Source organism: Serratia sp. BNK-12 (genome assembly GCF_047456085.1).
GTDB classification, from domain to species: domain Bacteria; phylum Pseudomonadota; class Gammaproteobacteria; order Enterobacterales; family Enterobacteriaceae; genus Serratia; species Serratia liquefaciens.
Window position 1 is genome coordinate 3,326,813 of sequence record NZ_CP179896.1, and the last position, 18,446, is coordinate 3,345,258.

Sequence of the window (18,446 nt, forward strand, 5' to 3'; positions counted from 1 at the left end):
TTAAGCGGTCACAGCCCTGTCTTCCATGGCTTCTCGCCAACCTCCCAGCCATTGAGACCGGGCGTCCACAGATGATTGGTAGGGACAATATTCCCTAGAACGCCCTAAGATACCTGCCTGATAACCTCGTGAATGCGCCCTTTCCAGACGATCGCGTTTCTGTCTCTTCATGCCTCGTTTCCCTCATATTTGGTCTGGTGGAAAGAAAACAATGGCTGCTTTTTGTGCAGCCACGTATAAGCAATAGCGCTAAATGAAGGGAAGATCAATGCGCAAAATTCACGCCAATGTCATATTTGTGAGCTACACACGCAGAATTGGCTAAGTGGCTGATATGCCGAGGAAGAGGTTAACTGATTGAAATAAAATAAAAATCCCTCCCGACGAAAAGTTTTAATATTTTTCATCGGAAGGGATTAGACCTTTTTAGTCCAAATTATGACTAAAAACGACCGGCCTGCGAGGCGATGGACTGCGCCTCTTGCTGCCAGCCTTGCGCCAGGGTACGGACTAACGCATCGTAACCATCCTCGCCCTGTTTCAGCTCCAGGCTGAATGGCCGTTTGGTCAGCTTGCCTTGATGACTCAGCACCCATTCGCCACGAATAATCGCCTTGCCATCAAAACGACCATGGAAACCGCTGACCGTCACGTTCAACACATCCTGATCGCTGCTCATCGGCTGGGAGGAGACCACCCAGCCCGGCAATGCGCTGCTCAGGTTAGTGACCAGCGTTTGCTGCAGCTGCTGGTCGAGCGGGCTGGCCCACAGGTTATTCTGAGCAATAACGTACTGCACATCATTGGTTTGATAAACCACACCGTTCTGCGCCAGATAATCCGCCACAGTAACGTGTTCCAACCACAGTTGGCGAGAAGTCTCACCGCCGCTCACCTGTGTCGGCACACCCAGCGCCGGCAGTTGGTAATAGGTTTTCTGTGGTGTGCTGCTACAGGCGCTGAGTACCAGCGCCAGGGCTATAGGAATCCATTTCATCATTTATTGGCCTTCTTCGGCTGAGGATCGTTACTGCCCGCGGCTTCAAATACCAGCGCGTTGCTCTTTTCATTCAGGGTGCGCAGCACTGGCTGCAACTCACGCAGCACCTGATCGAGACGTTGCATATCGCCGACCATCTTGTTGTAGGCCGGTGAACCTGGCTGGAAGCCTTTCATGCTGCGATTCAGCTCCTGCAGCGTTTTTTGCATATCCTGCGGCAGTGCCTTCATCTCTTTACTGGCGATGATGTCGTTCAACGATTTCATGGTCTGTTGCGTCGACTTCATGGTTTTCTGACTTTCCGCCAGGGTCTTGGTCGCTTCGTTGATCATCGGATTCAATGGCATCGCGTTGATCTTATCCAAGGTCTGCATCAGTTTCTGTTGGATCTGCGCCAAACCGCCGCTGGTGGTCGGCATCAACGGATAACCAAACAGCTCACGCGGCCCTTTCCACGGTTTCTCCTGCGGATAGAAATCCAGATCGATGTACAGTGAACCGGTTAGCAGGTTGGCAGATTTGAGCGCAGCACGCATGCCGCGAGATTCAGCATCTTTCAGATGGCCTTCAATATCGAAATTGCCGCCCAACTGTTTTTGGAAACGATCGGGTTCGATGCGGATCAGCACCGGGATCCGGTAATCGTTATCCAGACGCTGCATCATACCTTCTTTATAGAATGGTACTTGCGCCACGGTCCCCAAACGGATACCGCGGAACTCAACTGGCGCACCCGGCTGCAGGCCACGGATCGAGTCGGAGAAGAACATCAGGTAATCTTTGTGTACGGTATACAACGAATCCTGGATGCTGCGTTGGTTATCGAACAGCTGATATTCGGTTTTCTCTTTTACCTGCTCACCGCGATCCCAACCGTCCGGCACGTCAAAGCTGACGCCACCGCTGAACAGCGTAGCCAGGGATCCCATTTCTACCCGCATCCCCTGCGCGGACATGTCGAAGGCCACGCCGCTGTCTTTCCAGAAGCGAACGTTGCTGGTCACCAGTTGGTCGTAAGGAGCGGAGACGAACAGCTGATAGCGCATGGCGCGCATTTTCGGATCAAAATAGCTGGTCTCTACCGAGCCAACGCGGTAGCCACGGAACAATACCGGATCGCCGGCATTCAACTGACCCGATTTCTCACTGTCCAGTATGATGCGCAAACCTTTGGCGTCCGGAGAAGCCAACGGTGGTGCATCCAGCAGTTGGTAATCGTTTTTCTCTTTACCTTTTTTGCCCGGCTGCAGCTCGATGTAAGCACCAGACAGCAACGTACCCAGACCGGAAATGCCTTCACGGCCAATCTGCGGTTTCACCACCCAGAAGGCGGTATCCTCGCGCAGCAATTTCTCCATGCCGGAGTTTAACCGAGCCTGCACCACCACCTTGCTCAGGTCATCGCTCAGGGTCACGGTTTCCACTACACCGACGTCAACGCTACGGCTGGTGATTTTGGTTTTACCCGCCTCCAAACCTTCAGCGGTTGTGGTGACCAGCGTCACCTGAGGCCCCTGGTGGCTGAAATGGTAAAACAGGATCCAGGCGCCGATCAGCGCAGTGACGATGGGGATAATCCACACCGGCGACCAGCGCTTGATCTTTTCAACGTCCGCGACGCTATGATTATTTTCCGTCACCTTGCGGCTCCTTTTTTATTGTTTCATTTACGCGATCCCAGGTCAGCCGGGGGTCAAACGTCATGGCAGCAAACATAGTGAGGATCACCACCATGGCGAACAGCAGTGCACCAGTAGCAGGATAAATACTCATCAATTGTCCCATCCGTACCAATGCCGAAAGCACGGCAATCACAAACACGTCGATCATTGACCAGCGGCCAACGAATTCAACCACTTCATAAATCAGGTGCATCCGTTCGCTATCAGCCCGGGGTTTATGCCTGCCGTTAGCATCCCAGCACAACCAGCCAATCGCCAACATTTTCAACGACGGCACCATGATGCTGGCGATGAAGATCACCATCGCCACCGGATAAGATCCCTCGCCCCACAGCAGGATCACCCCGGCCATGATGGTAGAGGTGATTTTGTTGCCCAGGGCTTCGGTAACCATAATAGGCAGCAGATTAGCCGGAATATACAGCATGATAGAGGTGACAAGCAGTGCCAATGTCCATTGCAAACTGTGGCGGCGACGGACATAACCTTTGGTGTGGCAGCGTGGGCAACGGGTCATCTCGGCCGGCAGAATCGCCGTACAGCATTGGCAAGAGCGCAGGCCCTGGCGCAACCCGATGTGCCCAACCTGCATTGGACGATCGAGCCGCGGTGCAGGTTCAATGTCATTCCATAACCAGCGGCGATCGACACATTGGAAGGCGCGCACCTGCAGCAGGCAGAACAGGCAATAAGGCACAAAGCTGCTGCCGATACCGATATCGCCATAGGCCATCAGCTTGACGAAGCTGACCAACACCCCTGCGAGGAAAATCTCCACCATGCACCAGGTTTTAAACTGGAACAGCATCTTGGCCATCCACTCTTTCAGGCCAAGGGGGATACGCACTCGGGCACACAGCACAATGATCGCCACCATGCAGAATGCAGGGATCAACTGTACGAACACCATAAACAACGTGGCCATGCTGGCGTAGTCTTCCGCCACCATCACCTGCGGGATCTGGATCAGTTTGATTTCGTTACCGAGGCCGGCAACGCGCATATTGATAAACGGGAAAATATTCGCCAGCAGCAGCATGAACAATGCGCTGAGTGCATAGCCGATTGGCCGCTTGCGCGGTTCCTGCCAGCGGGAGCTGAGGGTCGTTTTACAACGCGGGCATACCGCTTTTGAACCATATGCCAGCGGCGGCAAGGCCACCAACATGTCGCATTGTGGACACAGCATCAGATTGTCCTGTTGCTGTTTTGCGTGTGTTGCGTGACTGTGCTGCTCGTGATTCTCGTGGGAACACACCATAATCCTCCTTAACAACGTCGCTCACCGGTACGGCAATACCGTCCGCAGCAGCGCGCGGACGGTATTCTCAACGGTTAGCCGTTTTTCATCGCTTCCAACTCTTCCCAACGGGCGAAGGCTTCTTCCAACGCTCCTTCGGCGGCGGCCAGCGCCGTCAACACCTGTTGTGTTTCGCTGTGAGGGCGCGTGAAGAAATCAGCATCGCTCATTTGCGCCTGCAGTGCTTCAATTTCCGCTTCCAGCTGTTCAAGGCGTTGCGGCAACTGTTCCAGTTCGCGTAACAAGTTATAGCTCAGTTTAGCCGCCGGTTTCTTGGGCTGTTCAGCCTTTTTCTCCGCCGCCGGTTTATTCTGTTCAGCCGCGACCTGGCGAATAGGTTTTGCCGTTGCGCGCTGGTGGTGCGCATCGTAATAACCGCCGACAAAGGTGCTGATCTCGCCGTTGCCTTCAAAGATCCAGCACTCGGTCACGGAGTTGTCGACGAATTGACGATCGTGGCTCACCAGCAGCACGGTGCCCTGATAGCCATCGATCAACTCTTCCAGCAGCTCCAGCGTTTCGACGTCAAGATCGTTGGTTGGTTCATCGAGAATCAATAAGTTACTTGGCTTCAGGAACAGCTTGGCCAGCAACAGACGGTTGCGCTCGCCGCCTGACAATGCTTTCACCGGCGTCATGGCGCGTTTCGGATGGAACAGGAAGTCCTGCAGATAGCCCAGTACGTGACGGGAACGGCCATTGACCATCACTTCCTGCTTGCCTTCTGCCAGGTTGTCCATCACCGTGCGTTCCGGATCCAGTTCGGCGCGGTGCTGGTCGAAATAGGCTACTTCAAGCTTGGTGCCGCAGTGTACGCGACCGCTGTCGGCCTTCAACTGGCCAAGCATCAGCTTCAGCAAGGTCGTCTTGCCACAGCCGTTCGGACCGACCAGGGCAATCTTGTCGCCGCGCTGCACCTGAGCGGAGAAATTGCGCACCAGCACTTTGCCGCCGACCTGATAGTTGACGTCTTCCATCTCGAACACGATCTTGCCGGAGCGTACCGCTTCTTCAACCTGCATTTTGGCGGTGCCCATCACTTCACGACGTTCTGAACGCTCGTTACGTAACGCCTTCAGCGCACGTACGCGGCCTTCGTTACGGGTACGACGCGCCTTGATGCCCTGACGGATCCACACTTCTTCCTGCGCCAGCTTGCGGTCGAATTCGGCGTTTTGCAGCTCTTCTACCCGCAGCGCTTCTTCTTTGCTCAGCAGATACAGATCATAATTGCCCGGCCAGGACACCAGCTTGCCACGGTCGAGATCGACAATGCGCGTCGCCATGTTGCGGATAAAGGAACGGTCGTGGGAAATGAACACGATGCTGCCCTGGAACTCTTTCAGGAAGCCTTCCAGCCAGTCGATGGTGGTAATGTCCAGGTGGTTGGTCGGTTCGTCCAGCAGCAATACGCGTGGAGAGCTGACCAGCGCACGCCCCAGCGCCGCTTTACGCAGCCAACCGCCGGACAGCGAGGAAAGCTCCGCGTCCCCGTTCAGACCCAGCTGCAACAGCACTTCGCTGATGCGGCTGTCGAGTTGCCAAAGCCCCTGGTGATCGAGGATTTCCATAATCTGCGCCATACGCGTCAGGTTTTTTTCGCTCGGATCGGTTTCCACCAGGTGCGAAATCGCGTGATAGGCCTTCAGGTGTTCCGCCTGTTCGGCCACGCCTTCGGCCACGAAATCGAATACTGTCCCGCCGATATTGCGCGGGGGATCCTGTTGCAGACGCGCAACGATCAGATCTTGCTCGTAAATCACCCGGCCATCGTCCAGCGGAATTTCTTTACCGAGGATCTTCAACAGCGTGGATTTACCTGCGCCGTTGCGCCCAACCAGACAAACGCGTTCGTTGTCTTCAATATGAATTTCGGTGTTATCTAAAAGCGGCGCATCGCTGAAGGACAGCCAGGCACCGGACATGCTGATTAACGACATAGTAATTATTTTCCTTCGCCGGCGTGGGTAACCAGCCAGCAGTTATGAATTTGACGGTTACGGGCAAAGTCCTGCGACTGCGTCTGGGCGGTAATTTCTTTCGCCTCCAGACCCAGGGCGCTCAGGCCGGCCATATCCATCTGGAAACCGCGCTTGTTGTTCGAGAACATGATGGTCCCGTTACGACGCAGCAACCGTTTCAAATCTTGCATCAGCACCAGGTGATCACGCTGAACGTCAAAAGTGTTCTCCATCCGCTTGGAGTTGGAGAAGGTCGGCGGATCGATAAAGATCACATCGAATTGTTCGTCGGCATTTTGCAGCCATGACAGGCAATCCGCATGGATCAATCTGTGCTGTTTGCCGGTCAGGCCGTTAACGCGCAGGTTTTTCTCTGCCCATTCGAGATAGGTACGCGACATATCCACCGTGGTGGTACTGCGCGCGCCACCCAACCCGGCGTGTACGCTGGCGGTGCCGGTATAGGCGAACAGGTTGAGGAAGTCTTTGCCCTTGCTCATCTCACCCAGCATACGGCGAGCAATGCGGTGGTCGAGGAACAGGCCGGTATCGAGATAGTCAGTCAGGTTAACCCACAGCTTGGCGTTAAACTCTTCCACCAGCAGGAACTCGCCCTTCTGTGCCAGTTTTTCATACTGGTTTTTGCCTTTCTGGCGCTCACGGGTTTTCAGGATCAGCTGATTGGACGGCAATTCCAGCACCGCCAGCGTGGCATTGATCACATCGAACAGACGTTGACGCGCTTTCTGCGCATCGATGGTTTTCGGCGGCGCGTACTCTTGTACCACCACCTTGCTGCCGTAGCGGTCTACCGCCACGTTGTATTCCGGCAGGTCAGCATCATACAGGCGATAGCATTCAATGCCCTGCTGTTTGGCCCACTTGTCGAGCTTCTTCAGGTTCTTGCGCAGGCGGTTGGCAAAATCTTCCGCGACCTGAATGCCGCCGGAGCCCTGTGGGTTCTCCGCCAGTTGGTAATTTTTCTGCACGCAGTCCAACGGGCCATTTTTGGCCTTGAACTGGCGTTCGGCACGCAGCTGCAGGCAGCTCAGCAGTTCCGGCGATGCGCTAAACAATGACAACTGCCAACCGCCGAATGCGCTCTTCATGATGCGGCCCAGCATATTGTGCAAGGCGATCAGCGCCGGTTCACTTTCCAGACGCTCGCCGTACGGCGGGTTGCACACTACGGTGCCCGTCGGGCCTTCCGGCAGTGGATTGGTCAGTTTGGCGACGTCGTTGACGTTAAAGGTAATCAGTTCGGCAACGCCTGCACGACGGGCATTGCCGCGCGCCATTTCAATCACCCGACGATCGATATCAGAACCGAAGAAGCGTGAGGTGGTTTCTTGCAAGCCACGGCGTGCACGCACCTGCGCTTCGGTGATCACTTCGCGCCACAGATCGACGTTATGGCCATTCCAGGCGGTAAAGCCCCAATGTTGACGGTGCAGACCCGGAGCGCGATCGGAAGCTATCATCGCCGCCTCGATCAATAGCGTCCCCGAGCCACACATAGGATCAAGCATCGGAGTCCCCGGCTGCCAGCCGGAGCGTTGCACAATCGCCGCCGCCAGGCTCTCTTTCAGCGGTGCCTGGCCGGTCAGATCACGGTAACCACGTTGATGCAGGCCTTCACCGCTCAGATCGAGCGCTACGCTGGCCATATCGCGCTGCAGGAACACATTGACGCGAATATCCGGCTGCTGCTTCGCAACCGTCGGACGCTGGTCGAGTTTGCGAGTAAAGCTGTCGACGATGGCGTCCTTAACCTTCAGCGCACCATATTGGCTGTTGCGGATCTCTTCGTTCACGCCGCTGAAATGCACGGCGAAGGTTTTATCCACGCCGAAAATGTTGGTCCAGTCGATCGCCTGCACGCCCAGATACAGATCCAGATCGCTGTGCACGCGGAATTCATTCAGCGGCAGCAAAATACGTGAGGCCAGACGGCTCCACAGCAAGCTTTGGTACAGAAGACGATCGTCACCCTGAAAATGTACCCCACCCTGCACTACTTTACAGGCGTGAGCGCCCAGCGCTTCCAGTTCGCTTTTTAACAGTTCTTCCAGTCCACGCGCCGTGCTGGCAAACAGAGAGTTCATATCGTACTTATCACCAAAAAGAAAATTGTTGCGCATTATAGCTAATCCAGACCGCTTGTCATAAAGTTGCTCCCTTCTATTTAATAATCGCACGGGGATAAGGGTGATTACGCTTTCGAAAATTTACGTTCATCCGGTGAAATCGCTTCGTGGTTTGCAGCTTTCGCACGCGCAGGCTTCCAGCAGTGGATTGGCTTTCGACCGTACCTTTATGATCACCGAACCGGATGGCACCTTTATTACCGCGCGCCAATATCCGCAAATGGTGATGTTCACCCCGGCTCTGCTGCCCGATGGGCTATTCCTGACCGCGCCGGACGGAGAAAGCGCGGCCATCCGCTACAGCGATTTCGCCCCTGAGGCGCAACCGACCGAAGTTTGGGGCAATCATTTCACCGCCCTGATTGCGCCGGCAGCGATTAACAGCTGGCTGAGCGGTTATTTCCAGCGTGAAGTGCAGCTGCGTTGGCTTGGCCCCGAGCTGACCCGCCGCGTGAAAAAACACCCGGAAATCCCCCTTTCTTTCGCCGACGGCTATCCTTATTTGCTGATCAACGAAGCCTCATTCAACGATTTGCAGCAGCGTTGCCCCGGCAGCATCAAGCTTGAGCAGTTCCGCCCCAATCTGGTGGTCACTGGCGCAAATGCCTGGGCCGAGGATGGTTGGCAGGTGATCCGCGTCGGTGACGTGATGTTTGATCTGGTCAAGCCCTGTAGCCGCTGCGTGTTGACCACCGTCAGCACCGAGCGGGGGCGCAAGCACCCAAGCGGCGAACCGCTGAGCACTCTGCAGAAATTCCGCACGGCTGATAACGGCGATATCGATTTTGGCCAGAATATGGTGGCGCGCAGCAGCGGTATTATCCGCGTCGGCGATAGAGTAGAAGTGTTATCCACCAAGCCGCCACGCCCTTATAGCGCAGGAAAAGTGGTTGAGAGCGTGCAGGCACCGCAGGACAGTGAACATAGCGTCACTATCGAATACGCGGGAACGGTGTTTACCGGCAATAATCAGCAGATCTTACTGGAGCAGTTGGAACAGCAAGGGCTCCGCGTGCCTTATTCATGCCGTGCGGGAATTTGTGGAAGTTGTCGCATCACTTTGGTCAGTGGCGAAGTGGCGCCGCTGAAGAAAAGTGCGGTAGCCAACAATGGCACCATCCTTTGCTGCAGCTGTATTCCAAAAAGCGATTTGACGCTGGCGTAATCGCCGTTATACCGCCCTGTCGTAAGCCGGGGCGGAAGTTTCATCTTGCGTGCAGGGTTTAAGGCGATCGTGCATCACTTTGATGGCGTCACCCAGAACCATAGTGCGACCAGCGACGGAGAGTTGGTTTTGCGCCAGCAGGCACAGGCTGGCGTTATCACCGGCTTCCACCACCAGCAGACGCGCTTCAACGCCGCTCTCCATCACCTTCACCGCCGCTAATTCGCCATTTTTCGGCTGCAACGGGTAATGCTGCTGCGAGAAATGCCAGCTTTTCGGCATCAGCGGTTTCAGGAAGCGATAGGCCACCAGGGCATTTAATACCAGTTCGGCGCGTTGTTCATGGCTGAGCTTTATCTGTTTGCACTGCTCTTCATAATTAAAATAAAGCGCCGCGTCATCCACACAGAAAGAACACTCATCAAAGGCATCCGGCGTTAACATTTTGGCAGGAAAACGCGAGCGGAAGATCATCCCATTGGCTAAATCCAGCATTAGCCGATCGTGTTCGGCGTCAAAATACCAACGCCAATTATCGTCAGGTTTTATCTTCATGTCTTATCCTTCTCGCTGCCCATGCCACGCCGTATTTACCCTAAAAGGTGATTTTATCACCACTCAAGTCGCTTAAACATCGGATAATTCCGCGAACGATATTTATGCTAGTGGACAAAATATAGACGAGCCGGGGGAAGAAATAAACCCCCGGCTGAAAATGAAAGGAAAAATATTAGATGTAGTTAACGATATCTTTAATCAGGCGCGGACCTTTGAAGATAAATCCGGAATAAATTTGTACCAGCGAAGCACCGGCCGCCATTTTTTCACGTGCGGCCATCAGGGAATCAATTCCGCCAACGCCGATAATCGGTAAACGCCCTTGCAGCTCTTGCGACAAACGACGGATCACTTCGGTGCTGCTCGCCTGCAGCGGACGACCACTCAGGCCCCCCATTTGCTCGCAATAATTCAGCCCCTGGATCAATTTACGATCCAGCGTGGTATTGGTCGCGATCACACCATCAATATTATGGCGCACCAAACTGTCGGCTATTTGGATCAATTCTTCTTCTGAAAGATCCGGCGCGATCTTTACCGCCACCGGCACATATTTGTGATGGCGCGCATGCAATTCCTGCTGCTTATTTTTAATGGCGGCCAAAAGATCGTCTAACGCTTCGCCGTACTGTAAGGATCGTAACCCCGGCGTATTGGGTGACGAAATGTTAATCGCGATATAACCGGCATACGGATAAACTTTATCCATACAGATCAGATAATCGTCTTTTCCTTGCTCGACCGGGGTATCTTTATTCTTACCGATATTAATCCCCAGAATACCGCCGAAATGGGATTTCTTAACGTTTTCAACCAGATTATCCACGCCCTGGTTATTAAAGCCCATTCGGTTGATCAGGCCTTCCGCTTCCACGATGCGGAACAGACGCGGTTTATCATTGCCCGACTGCGGGCGTGGCGTCACGGTGCCAACTTCGACAAAGCCAAAGCCCATGGCACCAAATGCGTCGATGCACTCGCCGTCTTTATCCAGGCCGGCGGCCAAACCCAAAGGATTTTTAAAAGAGAGCCCCATGCAGCTTACTGGCTTGGTCGGCACAGACTGGCGAATAACAAATTCTAACGGGGTGCCGGTGACGCGGCGGAGCTGATGAAAAGTCAATTCATGCGCACGCTCGGGATCGAGCTGGAACAACGCTTTTCTGATGAGGGGGTAGTACATGTACTCTCCTGATTTCCCGGTTGCAAACCGGGGGCGTATTATCCGGTATCCCTTGGCCAATTGGAATTGATTAAAAGCAAAAAAAGCGTTTTTAACGCAATCGTTTCCCCTGACGGGGAGCCAATGCCCCGCCAATCCGCATTTACGCATATCAAAATCAAAAAATGAGATTTAAGTAACCCGCCCCTTTGCTGATAGGTTTAAAACACTTCTCGACGATTTTTTAATTAAACCTAACTTTTAGTTATAAGGAGTGGTAATGCGCGTTATATCACTGTCCGGCAGCCCTCGCATCCCATCACGTTCAGCGGCCCTGCTTTCCTTGAGTAAGAATTGGTTGCAGCAGCAAGGCGTAGAAGTGATCTCCTACACCCTGCACGACTTTGACGCAGAAGACTTGCTGTACGCCAATTTCAATAGCCCGGCGATAAAAGCCTTTACCGAGCAACTGGCTTTGGCCGACGGCCTGTTGGTCTCTACGCCGGTGTATAAGGCCTCGTTTTCCGGTGCGCTGAAAACCCTGCTGGATCTGCTGCCTGAGCGAGCGCTTGACCATAAGGTGGTGTTACCCCTGGCTACCGGCGGTTCTATTGGTCATATGTTGGCAGTGGACTATGCCCTCAAACCGGTGTTGGCGGCATTGAAAGCTCAGGAAGTGCTGCACGGGGTGTTCGCCGACGACAGCCAGGTGGTGTTGAGCGGTGAAGATATCACGCTGTCCGACGGGCTGGCATCGCGGTTGGAAGAAGCTCTGGAAAGCTTCTACCTGGCACTCGGTCGCCGTAAACCGCCCCAGGTAAAACTCTCCCCGTCTCTGTTTGCACGTCAAACTGCCTGACAGCACGCTCTATATAAGGAAAGAGAATGACGCGACTTTCATCACTTGGCCGTTGGCTTGGCACTGGCGCTTTGGCCGGCATCATCTCACTGGCGTGGATCAATTCCGCCAGCGCACAGGATCCGGCGCAGTTTCGTATCGGTTATCAAAAAGGATCGGTCAGTCTGGTATTGGCAAAATCCCACCGCCTGCTGGAACAGCGTTTCCCCACTACCAAAATCAGTTGGATCGAATTCCCTGCAGGCCCGCAGATGCTTGAGGCGTTGAACGTCGGCAGTATCGATCTGGGCAGCACCGGCGATATTCCGCCGATCTTTGCCCAGGCCGCCGGGGCGGATCTGCTGTATGTCGGCGTAGAGCCACCTAAACCCAAGGCGGAAGTGATCCTGGTGCCGGAAAATAGCCCGATCAAAACCGTCGCTGATTTGAAAGGCCACAAAGTCGCCTTCCAGAAAGGCTCCAGTTCCCACAACCTGCTGCTGCGTTCGCTGCAAAAAGCCGGACTGAAATTCACCGATATCCAACCGGTTTACCTGACGCCGGCAGATGCCCGCGCCGCATTCCAGCAGGGCAACGTCGATGCCTGGACCATCTGGGACCCGTACTATTCCGCAGCCTTGTTGCAGGGCGGCGTGCGGGTGCTGGGTGATGGCACCGATTTGAATCAAACCGGCTCCTTCTATCTGGCGGTGCGCACTTATACCGAAGCTAACGGGCCGTTTATTCAACAGGTGCTCGATGAGTTGACCAAAGCGGATGCGCTGACCCAAAGCGACCGGGCGCAAAGCGTCACGCTGCTGGCGAACGCCATGGGGCTGCCGGAAAAAGTGATCTCGTCTTATTTGGATCACCGCCCACCGACCGCCATCAAACCGCTGGACGCACGCACCATTGCCGCCCAGCAGCAAACCGCCGATCTGTTTTACGCCAACCGTCTGGTGCCCGTGAAGGTCGATATCTCGCAACGCATCTGGCGCCCGAGCGCACAATAATTTTGGAGAATAGACGATGAGCCTGAACGTATTCTGGTTTTTACCAACCCATGGCGACGGCCACTATCTCGGCAGCACCGAAGGCGCGCGCAGCGTCGATTACGGCTATTTGCAGCAAATTGCCCAAGCGGCCGATCGGCTGGGGTTCGGCGGCGTGTTGATCCCCACCGGCCGTTCTTGTGAAGACTCCTGGCTCGTGGCCGCCTCGCTGATCCCGGTCACTCAGCGGCTGAAGTTCCTGGTGGCTTTGCGCCCCGGCATAATTTCGCCCACCCTGGCGGCTCGCCAGGCGGCGACGCTGGATCGTCTTTCCAATGGTCGAGCGTTGTTCAACCTGGTTACCGGCGGCGATCCCGAGGAGCTGGCGGCGGAAGGGCTGCATCTGAATCACGAAGAACGTTACGAGGCTTCGGCAGAGTTCACCCACGTTTGGCGAAAGGTGCTGGAAGGGGAAACCGTCGATTTCGATGGCAAGCATATTCAGGTAAAGGGGGCAAAGCTGCTGTACCCGCCGGTGCAACAACCACGTCCGCCGCTGTATTTCGGCGGATCCTCTGCCGCTGCGCAGGATCTGGCCGCCGAACAGGTTGAAATGTACCTCACCTGGGGAGAACCCCCGGCGCAGGTGAAAGAAAAAATTGCCGAGGTCCGCGCCAAAGCGGCGGCTAAAGGTCGCAAGGTGCGCTTCGGCATTCGCCTGCACGTGATCGTGCGTGAAACTACCGAAGAAGCCTGGCGTGCAGCAGACCGACTGATTGCCAATCTGGATGAAAAAACCATCGCCGATGCACAAAAGGCATTTGCCCGCTTTGACTCTGTAGGGCAACGACGCATGGCAGCGCTGCACGGCGGCAAAAAAGACAATCTGGAGATCAGCCCCAATCTGTGGGCCGGGGTGGGCTTGGTCCGTGGCGGGGCCGGTACTGCCCTGGTCGGCGACGGCCCGACGGTGGCGGCGCGCATGCAGGAATATGCCGATCTGGGCATCGATACCTTTATCCTGTCCGGCTACCCGCATCTGGAAGAGGCCTATCGCGTCGGCGAACTGCTGTTCCCCCATCTTGACCTGGTGGAAAACCAAATCCCCACGCAGCGCAAACCGGTCAAGGCCCAGGGAGAAGTGGTGGCCAATATCTATATTCCGCAAAAAGCGTCGCAAAGCTGAGGAGCCCCCTTATGGCGAAGGGTACACAACGCATATTGCACCGGCTGGCCCCCTGGGCATTGCCGGTATCGCTGGTGGTTATCTGGCAAATCTCCGTCGAGGCGGGGTGGCTGTCGAACCGTATTCTGCCGGCGCCGAGCGCGGTCGTCACCGCCTTCTGGACGCTAACCAAAAGCGGCGAATTGTGGCAACACCTGACGATCAGCAGTTGGCGCGCACTGATCGGTTTTAGCATCGGCGGCAGCATTGGACTGGTGCTGGGCTTTATCACCGGTCTGTCGCGTTGGGGCGAGCGCCTGTTGGACAGCTCCGTGCAGATGATCCGCAACGTGCCGCATCTGGCGCTGATCCCGCTGGTGATCCTGTGGTTCGGCATCGATGAATCCGCCAAGATTTTTCTGGTGGCGTTAGGCACGCTGTTCCCCATTTATTTGAATACCTATCACGGTATCAAGAATATCGATCACGGCCTGCTTGAAATGGCGCGCAGCTACGGCTTGAGCGGTTTCCAGCTCTTTGCTCAGGTGGTTTTGCCGGGCGCTCTGCCGTCGATTATGGTCGGCGTGCGTTTCGCGTTGGGCTTTATGTGGCTGACGCTGATCGTGGCCGAAACCATTTCCGCCAATTCGGGTATCGGTTATCTGGCGATGAACGCACGTGAATTCTTGCAGACCGACGTGGTGGTGGTGGCGATTGTGCTTTATGCCCTGCTCGGCAAGCTGGCGGACGTCAGCGCACAGTTGCTGGAACGCGTCTGGTTGCGCTGGCACCCGGCCTATCAACTGAAACAAGGAGAAGCGCTATGACGACTCCCGCTCGAATTCCCCAAGGGACGCCGGTCACGCTCGAGTCCATTGCCAAGCGCTACGGTAACCGCACCGTGCTGGACAATATTCAATTGCGCATCAGCGCGGGACAGTTTGTCGCCGTGGTCGGCCGCAGTGGCTGCGGTAAAAGCACGCTGCTGCGTCTGATGGCAGGACTGGAAAAAGCCACCAGCGGCGCTTTGCTGAGCGGGAATGCGCCCCTTGCCAGCGCCAGAGACGATACCCGCTTAATGTTTCAGGACGCCCGCCTGCTACCGTGGAAAAAGGTGATCGACAATGTGGGCCTTGGCCTGCGCGGTAACTGGCGTGCCGATGCGTTGCAAGCGCTGGAAGCCGTCGGGCTGGCCGACCGCGCCAACGAGTGGCCAGCGGCCTTGTCCGGAGGACAAAAACAACGAGTGGCTCTGGCACGTGCGCTGATCCACCGTCCACGCCTGTTGCTGTTGGACGAACCTTTGGGGGCGCTCGACGCCTTGACGCGGATTGAAATGCAGGGATTGATTGAAGGGTTGTGGCAACAGCACGGTTTCACCGTATTGCTGGTGACGCATGACGTCAGTGAAGCCATTGCGCTGGCGGATCGCGTGATTTTGATTGAAGAAGGCCGTATCGGTTTGGATCTGACCGTCGACCTGCCGCGCCCACGGCGCAAAGGGTCGGTCAAACTGGCAGAGCTGGAAGCCGAGGTGCTGGACAGAGTATTGTCTCCGCCCTCCCCCTTAAGTCAGGCCACACGCCGCGCAGCAAATTAAAAAAGGGACGGCATGCCGTCCCTTCCTAGACTTACGCGTCGAGCGCCTTGGTGATTTTCTCGAACAGGTCGCCGGACAAATTCTCCAGTCCTTTCAACTGTTCAAGCGCTTTGCGCATTAATGCCTGACGTGAAGCATCGTAGCGTTTCAAGCGGATCAAAGGTTCGATCAGGCGAGCAGCAATCTGCGGGTTGCGCTGATTCAAATCGCTGAGGATTTCCACCAGGAACTGATAGCCACTGCCGTCCGCCGCATGGAACGCCGCCGGGTTGGCAGAAGCAAAGCCTCCAATCAATGAGCGTGTGCGGTTTGGATTGCTCAGGCTGAATGAACGGTGTTTCAGCAACCCACGCACTTTGGTCAGCACGTCCGCCGCCGGGCTGGTCGCCTGCAGCACAAACCACTTGTCCATCACCAGACCATCCTGGTGCCAGCGTTCGTCAAAGGCCGCCAGCAGCGCGTCGCGGCAAGGCAATTGCGCCGCCACCGCAGCGGCCAGTGCCGCCAGCGAATCGGTCATATTATCCGCCTGGCGATACTGCTCCGTCACCAATCGGTCGGCCAGCGCTTCATCGCCAAAGGCCAGGTAACCCAGGCACACGTTGCGCAGCGCACGTTTCGCGATGTCAGCATGTTCAACCCGGTAGCCGTCGGTCTTGTTAGCGTGATAAACCGCCAGCCACTCATCGGCCATTTCCTTCGCCAGACAGCGGACGATCGCTTCGTGCACCACGGCGATCGCTTCAGGATCGATAGTGGCAAACAGCTCGGCAATTTCACTTTCTGAAGGCAACGTCAGGATCTGTGCAGCCAACGCCGGATCCAACTTCTCGTCCAACAATACGGCGCGGAACGCATCAACAACGTGCAGCGGCAGCGACAACGGCTGTTGTTGCTGATGTTTGGCCACGTTCAGTTTGATGTAGGTCGCCAGCAGGCTCTGTGCCGCATCCCAACGGGCAAACTCATTGCGAGCATGCTGCATCAGGAAGGTCAATTGCTGATCGCTGTACGGATAATCCAGTTTAACCGGTGCAGAGAACTCACGTAGCAGGGACGGTACCGGCTTGTGCGCCACGCCATCAAACACGAAGGTCTGTTCCGCTTCGGTGACGTTAAGCACGTTATTGATCGGCGAGCCGTTTCTCTGCAGGGCAATCACGTTACCTTGTGCATCGTACAGTTCAATATCCAGCGGGATGTGCAGCGGCAGTTTTTCCGGCTGATCGGCGGTCGGCGCGGTTTTCTGGCTGACGTGCAGACGGTACTGGTGGTGCTCGGCGTCGTATTCATCACGAACCGTCAGTAACGGCGTACCAGACTGGCTGTACCAGCGGCGGAACAGCGACAGGTCAACGTTGGACGCATCTTCCATCGCCTGAACGAAATCGTCACAGGTCGCCGCACTGCCGTCATGACGCTCGAAGTACAGCTGAATCCCCTTCTGGAACTGTTCTTCTCCCAGCAGCGTATGCATCATGCGGATCACTTCAGAACCTTTCTCGTACACCGTCAGGGTGTAAAAGTTGTTCATTTCGATCACTTTGTCCGGACGAATAGCATGCGCCATTGGGCTGGCATCTTCGGCGAACTGCGCACCGCGCATAACGCGCACGTTATCGATACGGTTGACCGGACGTGAGCCCAAATCGGAGCTGAACTCCTGATCGCGGAATACCGTCAGCCCTTCCTTCAGGCTGAGCTGGAACCAGTCACGACAGGTCACGCGGTTGCCGGTCCAGTTGTGGAAATATTCGTGGCCGATCACCGCCTCGATATTCAGGTAATCCTTGTCGGTGGCGGTTTCGGCTTTCGCCAGCACGTATTTGGAGTTAAAAATATTTAACCCTTTGTTCTCCATCGCGCCCATATTGAAGAAGTCGACCGCGACGATCATATAAATGTCGAGATCGTACTCCAGGCCAAAACGGGTTTCGTCCCATTTCATCGAGTTCTTCAGCGAGGTCATTGCCCAATCGGCGCGATCCAGGTTGCCGCGGTCAACGAACAGCTCCAGCGCCACTTCGCGACCGGAACGGGTGGTAAAGCTGTCGCGCAGCACGTCGAAATCACCCGCCACCAGCGCAAACAGATAACAGGGTTTTGGGAAAGGATCTTGCCACTGCACCCAGTGACGCCCATCTTCCAGTTCGCCCTGCCCCACGCGGTTGCCGTTTGACAACAGGAACGGGTAACGCGCCTTGTCGGCCACGATGCGAGTGGTAAACCGCGCCAGCACGTCCGGGCGGTCGAGATAATAAGTAATGTGGCGGAAGCCTTCAGCTTCACATTGGGTACACAGCGCTTCGCCGGACAGATACAGTCCTTCCAGCGCGGTGTTTTTGGCCGGGTGGATATCATTGACAATAGTCATGGTAAATTGTGCTGGCAATTGCTCGATAACCAGTTTGTTATCCTGCAACTGATAGGCTGTCCACGGCTGACCGTCGATCTCAATACTCACCAGCGTCAGGTCTTCACCGTTCAGCACCAGCGCCGCATTGGCAGCGCCCTGGCGTTTGATTTTGCTGACGGCAGTGACGCGAGTGCTCTCTGCATCCAACTCAAAATTCAGGTCAATATCAGTGATGGTGTAATCTGGCGCGCGATAATCGTGGCGATACTTCGCCTGTGGCTGTTGTGTCATAAAAACCCTTTGACGTCTCAGTGAGTTACAGGTGCCAGGCTTTCATCATTCGCCTATTTCGCCGTCGGAAAAGAGCAGAAATTTCGATGAGCCTGATTGTAAATAAACTGTATCACAGCTACAAAAAAAACCCAGAGAGACCAGGACACAGGAGCGGAGAAATCGGAGGTGGATCGTAATCCTGTCGAAGAATTGCCCACGCCATCAGGCTCCTTCACCTGATGCGGCA

At 55.5% G+C, this 18,446-nt stretch carries 15 protein-coding genes; 6 read left to right on the forward strand and 9 right to left on the reverse strand.

The window, feature by feature from the left end:
• From rmf to rlmKL, 6 genes are all read right to left on the reverse strand, one after another.
• Positions 1 to 171 (reverse strand): ribosome modulation factor, encoded by a 171-nt coding sequence (rmf, locus tag ACMGG1_RS15565; RefSeq protein WP_071827009.1) that lies wholly within the window; start codon positions 169 to 171, stop codon positions 1 to 3.
• 271 nt (positions 172 to 442) lie between these two features.
• Positions 443 to 1,000: a membrane integrity-associated transporter subunit PqiC gene (gene pqiC / locus ACMGG1_RS15570; RefSeq protein ID WP_262244447.1), complete on the reverse strand. Its 558-nt coding sequence runs from the start codon at positions 998 to 1,000 to the stop codon at positions 443 to 445.
• Entirely contained in the window at positions 997 to 2,640 is a 1,644-nt protein-coding gene (gene pqiB / locus ACMGG1_RS15575) for an intermembrane transport protein PqiB (protein WP_020826166.1), read from the reverse strand. The genes pqiC and pqiB overlap by 4 nt, the downstream gene beginning before the upstream one ends.
• On the reverse strand, positions 2,627 to 3,943 hold the full coding sequence (gene pqiA, locus ACMGG1_RS15580) for a membrane integrity-associated transporter subunit PqiA (protein ID WP_020826165.1): 1,317 nt from the start codon (positions 3,941 to 3,943) through the stop codon (positions 2,627 to 2,629). Before pqiA ends, pqiB begins: the two co-directional genes overlap by 14 nt.
• A gap of 74 nt (positions 3,944 to 4,017) precedes the next feature.
• Complete coding sequence (locus ACMGG1_RS15585; protein ID WP_046373980.1) at positions 4,018 to 5,922, reverse strand: ABC transporter ATP-binding protein; 1,905 nt, start codon at positions 5,920 to 5,922, stop codon at positions 4,018 to 4,020.
• A gap of 5 nt (positions 5,923 to 5,927) precedes the next feature.
• Complete coding sequence (gene rlmKL / locus ACMGG1_RS15590; RefSeq protein ID WP_104410963.1) at positions 5,928 to 8,048, reverse strand: bifunctional 23S rRNA (guanine(2069)-N(7))-methyltransferase RlmK/23S rRNA (guanine(2445)-N(2))-methyltransferase RlmL; 2,121 nt, start codon at positions 8,046 to 8,048, stop codon at positions 5,928 to 5,930.
• 103 nt (positions 8,049 to 8,151) lie between these two features.
• On the opposite strand from rlmKL, the gene ACMGG1_RS15595 reads away from it, so the two are divergent.
• On the forward strand, positions 8,152 to 9,255 hold the full coding sequence (locus ACMGG1_RS15595) for a YcbX family protein (RefSeq protein ID WP_142815545.1): 1,104 nt from the start codon (positions 8,152 to 8,154) through the stop codon (positions 9,253 to 9,255).
• 6 nt (positions 9,256 to 9,261) lie between these two features.
• Here ACMGG1_RS15595 and ACMGG1_RS15600 read toward each other — a convergent pair whose 3' ends face one another.
• Positions 9,262 to 9,810, reverse strand: coding sequence for a cell division protein ZapC (locus ACMGG1_RS15600; protein WP_129983610.1), 549 nt, complete (start codon positions 9,808 to 9,810; stop codon positions 9,262 to 9,264).
• Positions 9,811 to 9,985: 175 nt separating this feature from the next.
• Complete coding sequence (gene pyrD / locus ACMGG1_RS15605; RefSeq protein WP_130015822.1) at positions 9,986 to 10,996, reverse strand: quinone-dependent dihydroorotate dehydrogenase; 1,011 nt, start codon at positions 10,994 to 10,996, stop codon at positions 9,986 to 9,988.
• Positions 10,997 to 11,255: 259 nt separating this feature from the next.
• Between pyrD and ssuE the strand changes: the two genes are divergently transcribed.
• From ssuE to ssuB, 5 genes are read left to right on the forward strand one after another with little or no spacing between them, the layout of a single operon-like run.
• Positions 11,256 to 11,834 carry an NADPH-dependent FMN reductase gene (gene ssuE / locus ACMGG1_RS15610; protein WP_128864126.1) on the forward strand — a complete coding sequence of 193 codons (579 nt, stop codon included), beginning with the start codon at positions 11,256 to 11,258 and terminating at the stop codon, positions 11,832 to 11,834.
• Positions 11,835 to 11,860: 26 nt separating this feature from the next.
• Positions 11,861 to 12,826, forward strand: a complete 966-nt coding sequence (locus ACMGG1_RS15615) for a sulfonate ABC transporter substrate-binding protein (RefSeq protein ID WP_020826158.1) — start codon at positions 11,861 to 11,863, stop codon at positions 12,824 to 12,826.
• Positions 12,827 to 12,842: 16 nt separating this feature from the next.
• Complete coding sequence (ssuD, locus tag ACMGG1_RS15620) at positions 12,843 to 13,991, forward strand: FMNH2-dependent alkanesulfonate monooxygenase (protein ID WP_020826157.1); 1,149 nt, start codon at positions 12,843 to 12,845, stop codon at positions 13,989 to 13,991.
• Positions 13,992 to 14,002: 11 nt separating this feature from the next.
• Positions 14,003 to 14,797, forward strand: a complete 795-nt coding sequence (gene ssuC, locus ACMGG1_RS15625) for an aliphatic sulfonate ABC transporter permease SsuC (protein ID WP_128864125.1) — start codon at positions 14,003 to 14,005, stop codon at positions 14,795 to 14,797.
• Complete coding sequence (gene ssuB / locus ACMGG1_RS15630) at positions 14,794 to 15,570, forward strand: aliphatic sulfonates ABC transporter ATP-binding protein (RefSeq protein ID WP_020826155.1); 777 nt, start codon at positions 14,794 to 14,796, stop codon at positions 15,568 to 15,570. The genes ssuC and ssuB overlap by 4 nt, the downstream gene beginning before the upstream one ends.
• A gap of 31 nt (positions 15,571 to 15,601) precedes the next feature.
• Here ssuB and pepN read toward each other — a convergent pair whose 3' ends face one another.
• A complete protein-coding gene (gene pepN / locus ACMGG1_RS15635) occupies positions 15,602 to 18,217 on the reverse strand; it encodes an aminopeptidase N (RefSeq protein ID WP_115059250.1) in 2,616 nt (871 codons plus the stop codon).
• Positions 18,218 to 18,446: the final 229 nt, after the last annotated feature.

Coding starts and splice junctions, on each gene's coding strand:
- rmf (WP_071827009.1), bottom strand. CDS start 171: ATGAAGAGACAGAAACGCGATCGTCTGGAAAGGGCGCATTCACGAGGT.
- ACMGG1_RS15600 (WP_129983610.1), bottom strand. CDS start 9,810: ATGAAGATAAAACCTGACGATAATTGGCGTTGGTATTTTGACGCCGAA.
- ssuB (WP_020826155.1), top strand. CDS start 14,794: ATGACGACTCCCGCTCGAATTCCCCAAGGGACGCCGGTCACGCTCGAG.
- pqiA (WP_020826165.1), bottom strand. CDS start 3,943: ATGGTGTGTTCCCACGAGAATCACGAGCAGCACAGTCACGCAACACAC.
- ACMGG1_RS15585 (WP_046373980.1), bottom strand. CDS start 5,922: ATGTCGTTAATCAGCATGTCCGGTGCCTGGCTGTCCTTCAGCGATGCG.
- rlmKL (WP_104410963.1), bottom strand. CDS start 8,048: ATGAACTCTCTGTTTGCCAGCACGGCGCGTGGACTGGAAGAACTGTTA.
- ssuE (WP_128864126.1), top strand. CDS start 11,256: ATGCGCGTTATATCACTGTCCGGCAGCCCTCGCATCCCATCACGTTCA.
- pqiC (WP_262244447.1), bottom strand. CDS start 1,000: ATGATGAAATGGATTCCTATAGCCCTGGCGCTGGTACTCAGCGCCTGT.
- ssuC (WP_128864125.1), top strand. CDS start 14,003: ATGGCGAAGGGTACACAACGCATATTGCACCGGCTGGCCCCCTGGGCA.
- pepN (WP_115059250.1), bottom strand. CDS start 18,217: ATGACACAACAGCCACAGGCGAAGTATCGCCACGATTATCGCGCGCCA.
- pyrD (WP_130015822.1), bottom strand. CDS start 10,996: ATGTACTACCCCCTCATCAGAAAAGCGTTGTTCCAGCTCGATCCCGAG.
- ssuD (WP_020826157.1), top strand. CDS start 12,843: ATGAGCCTGAACGTATTCTGGTTTTTACCAACCCATGGCGACGGCCAC.
- ACMGG1_RS15615 (WP_020826158.1), top strand. CDS start 11,861: ATGACGCGACTTTCATCACTTGGCCGTTGGCTTGGCACTGGCGCTTTG.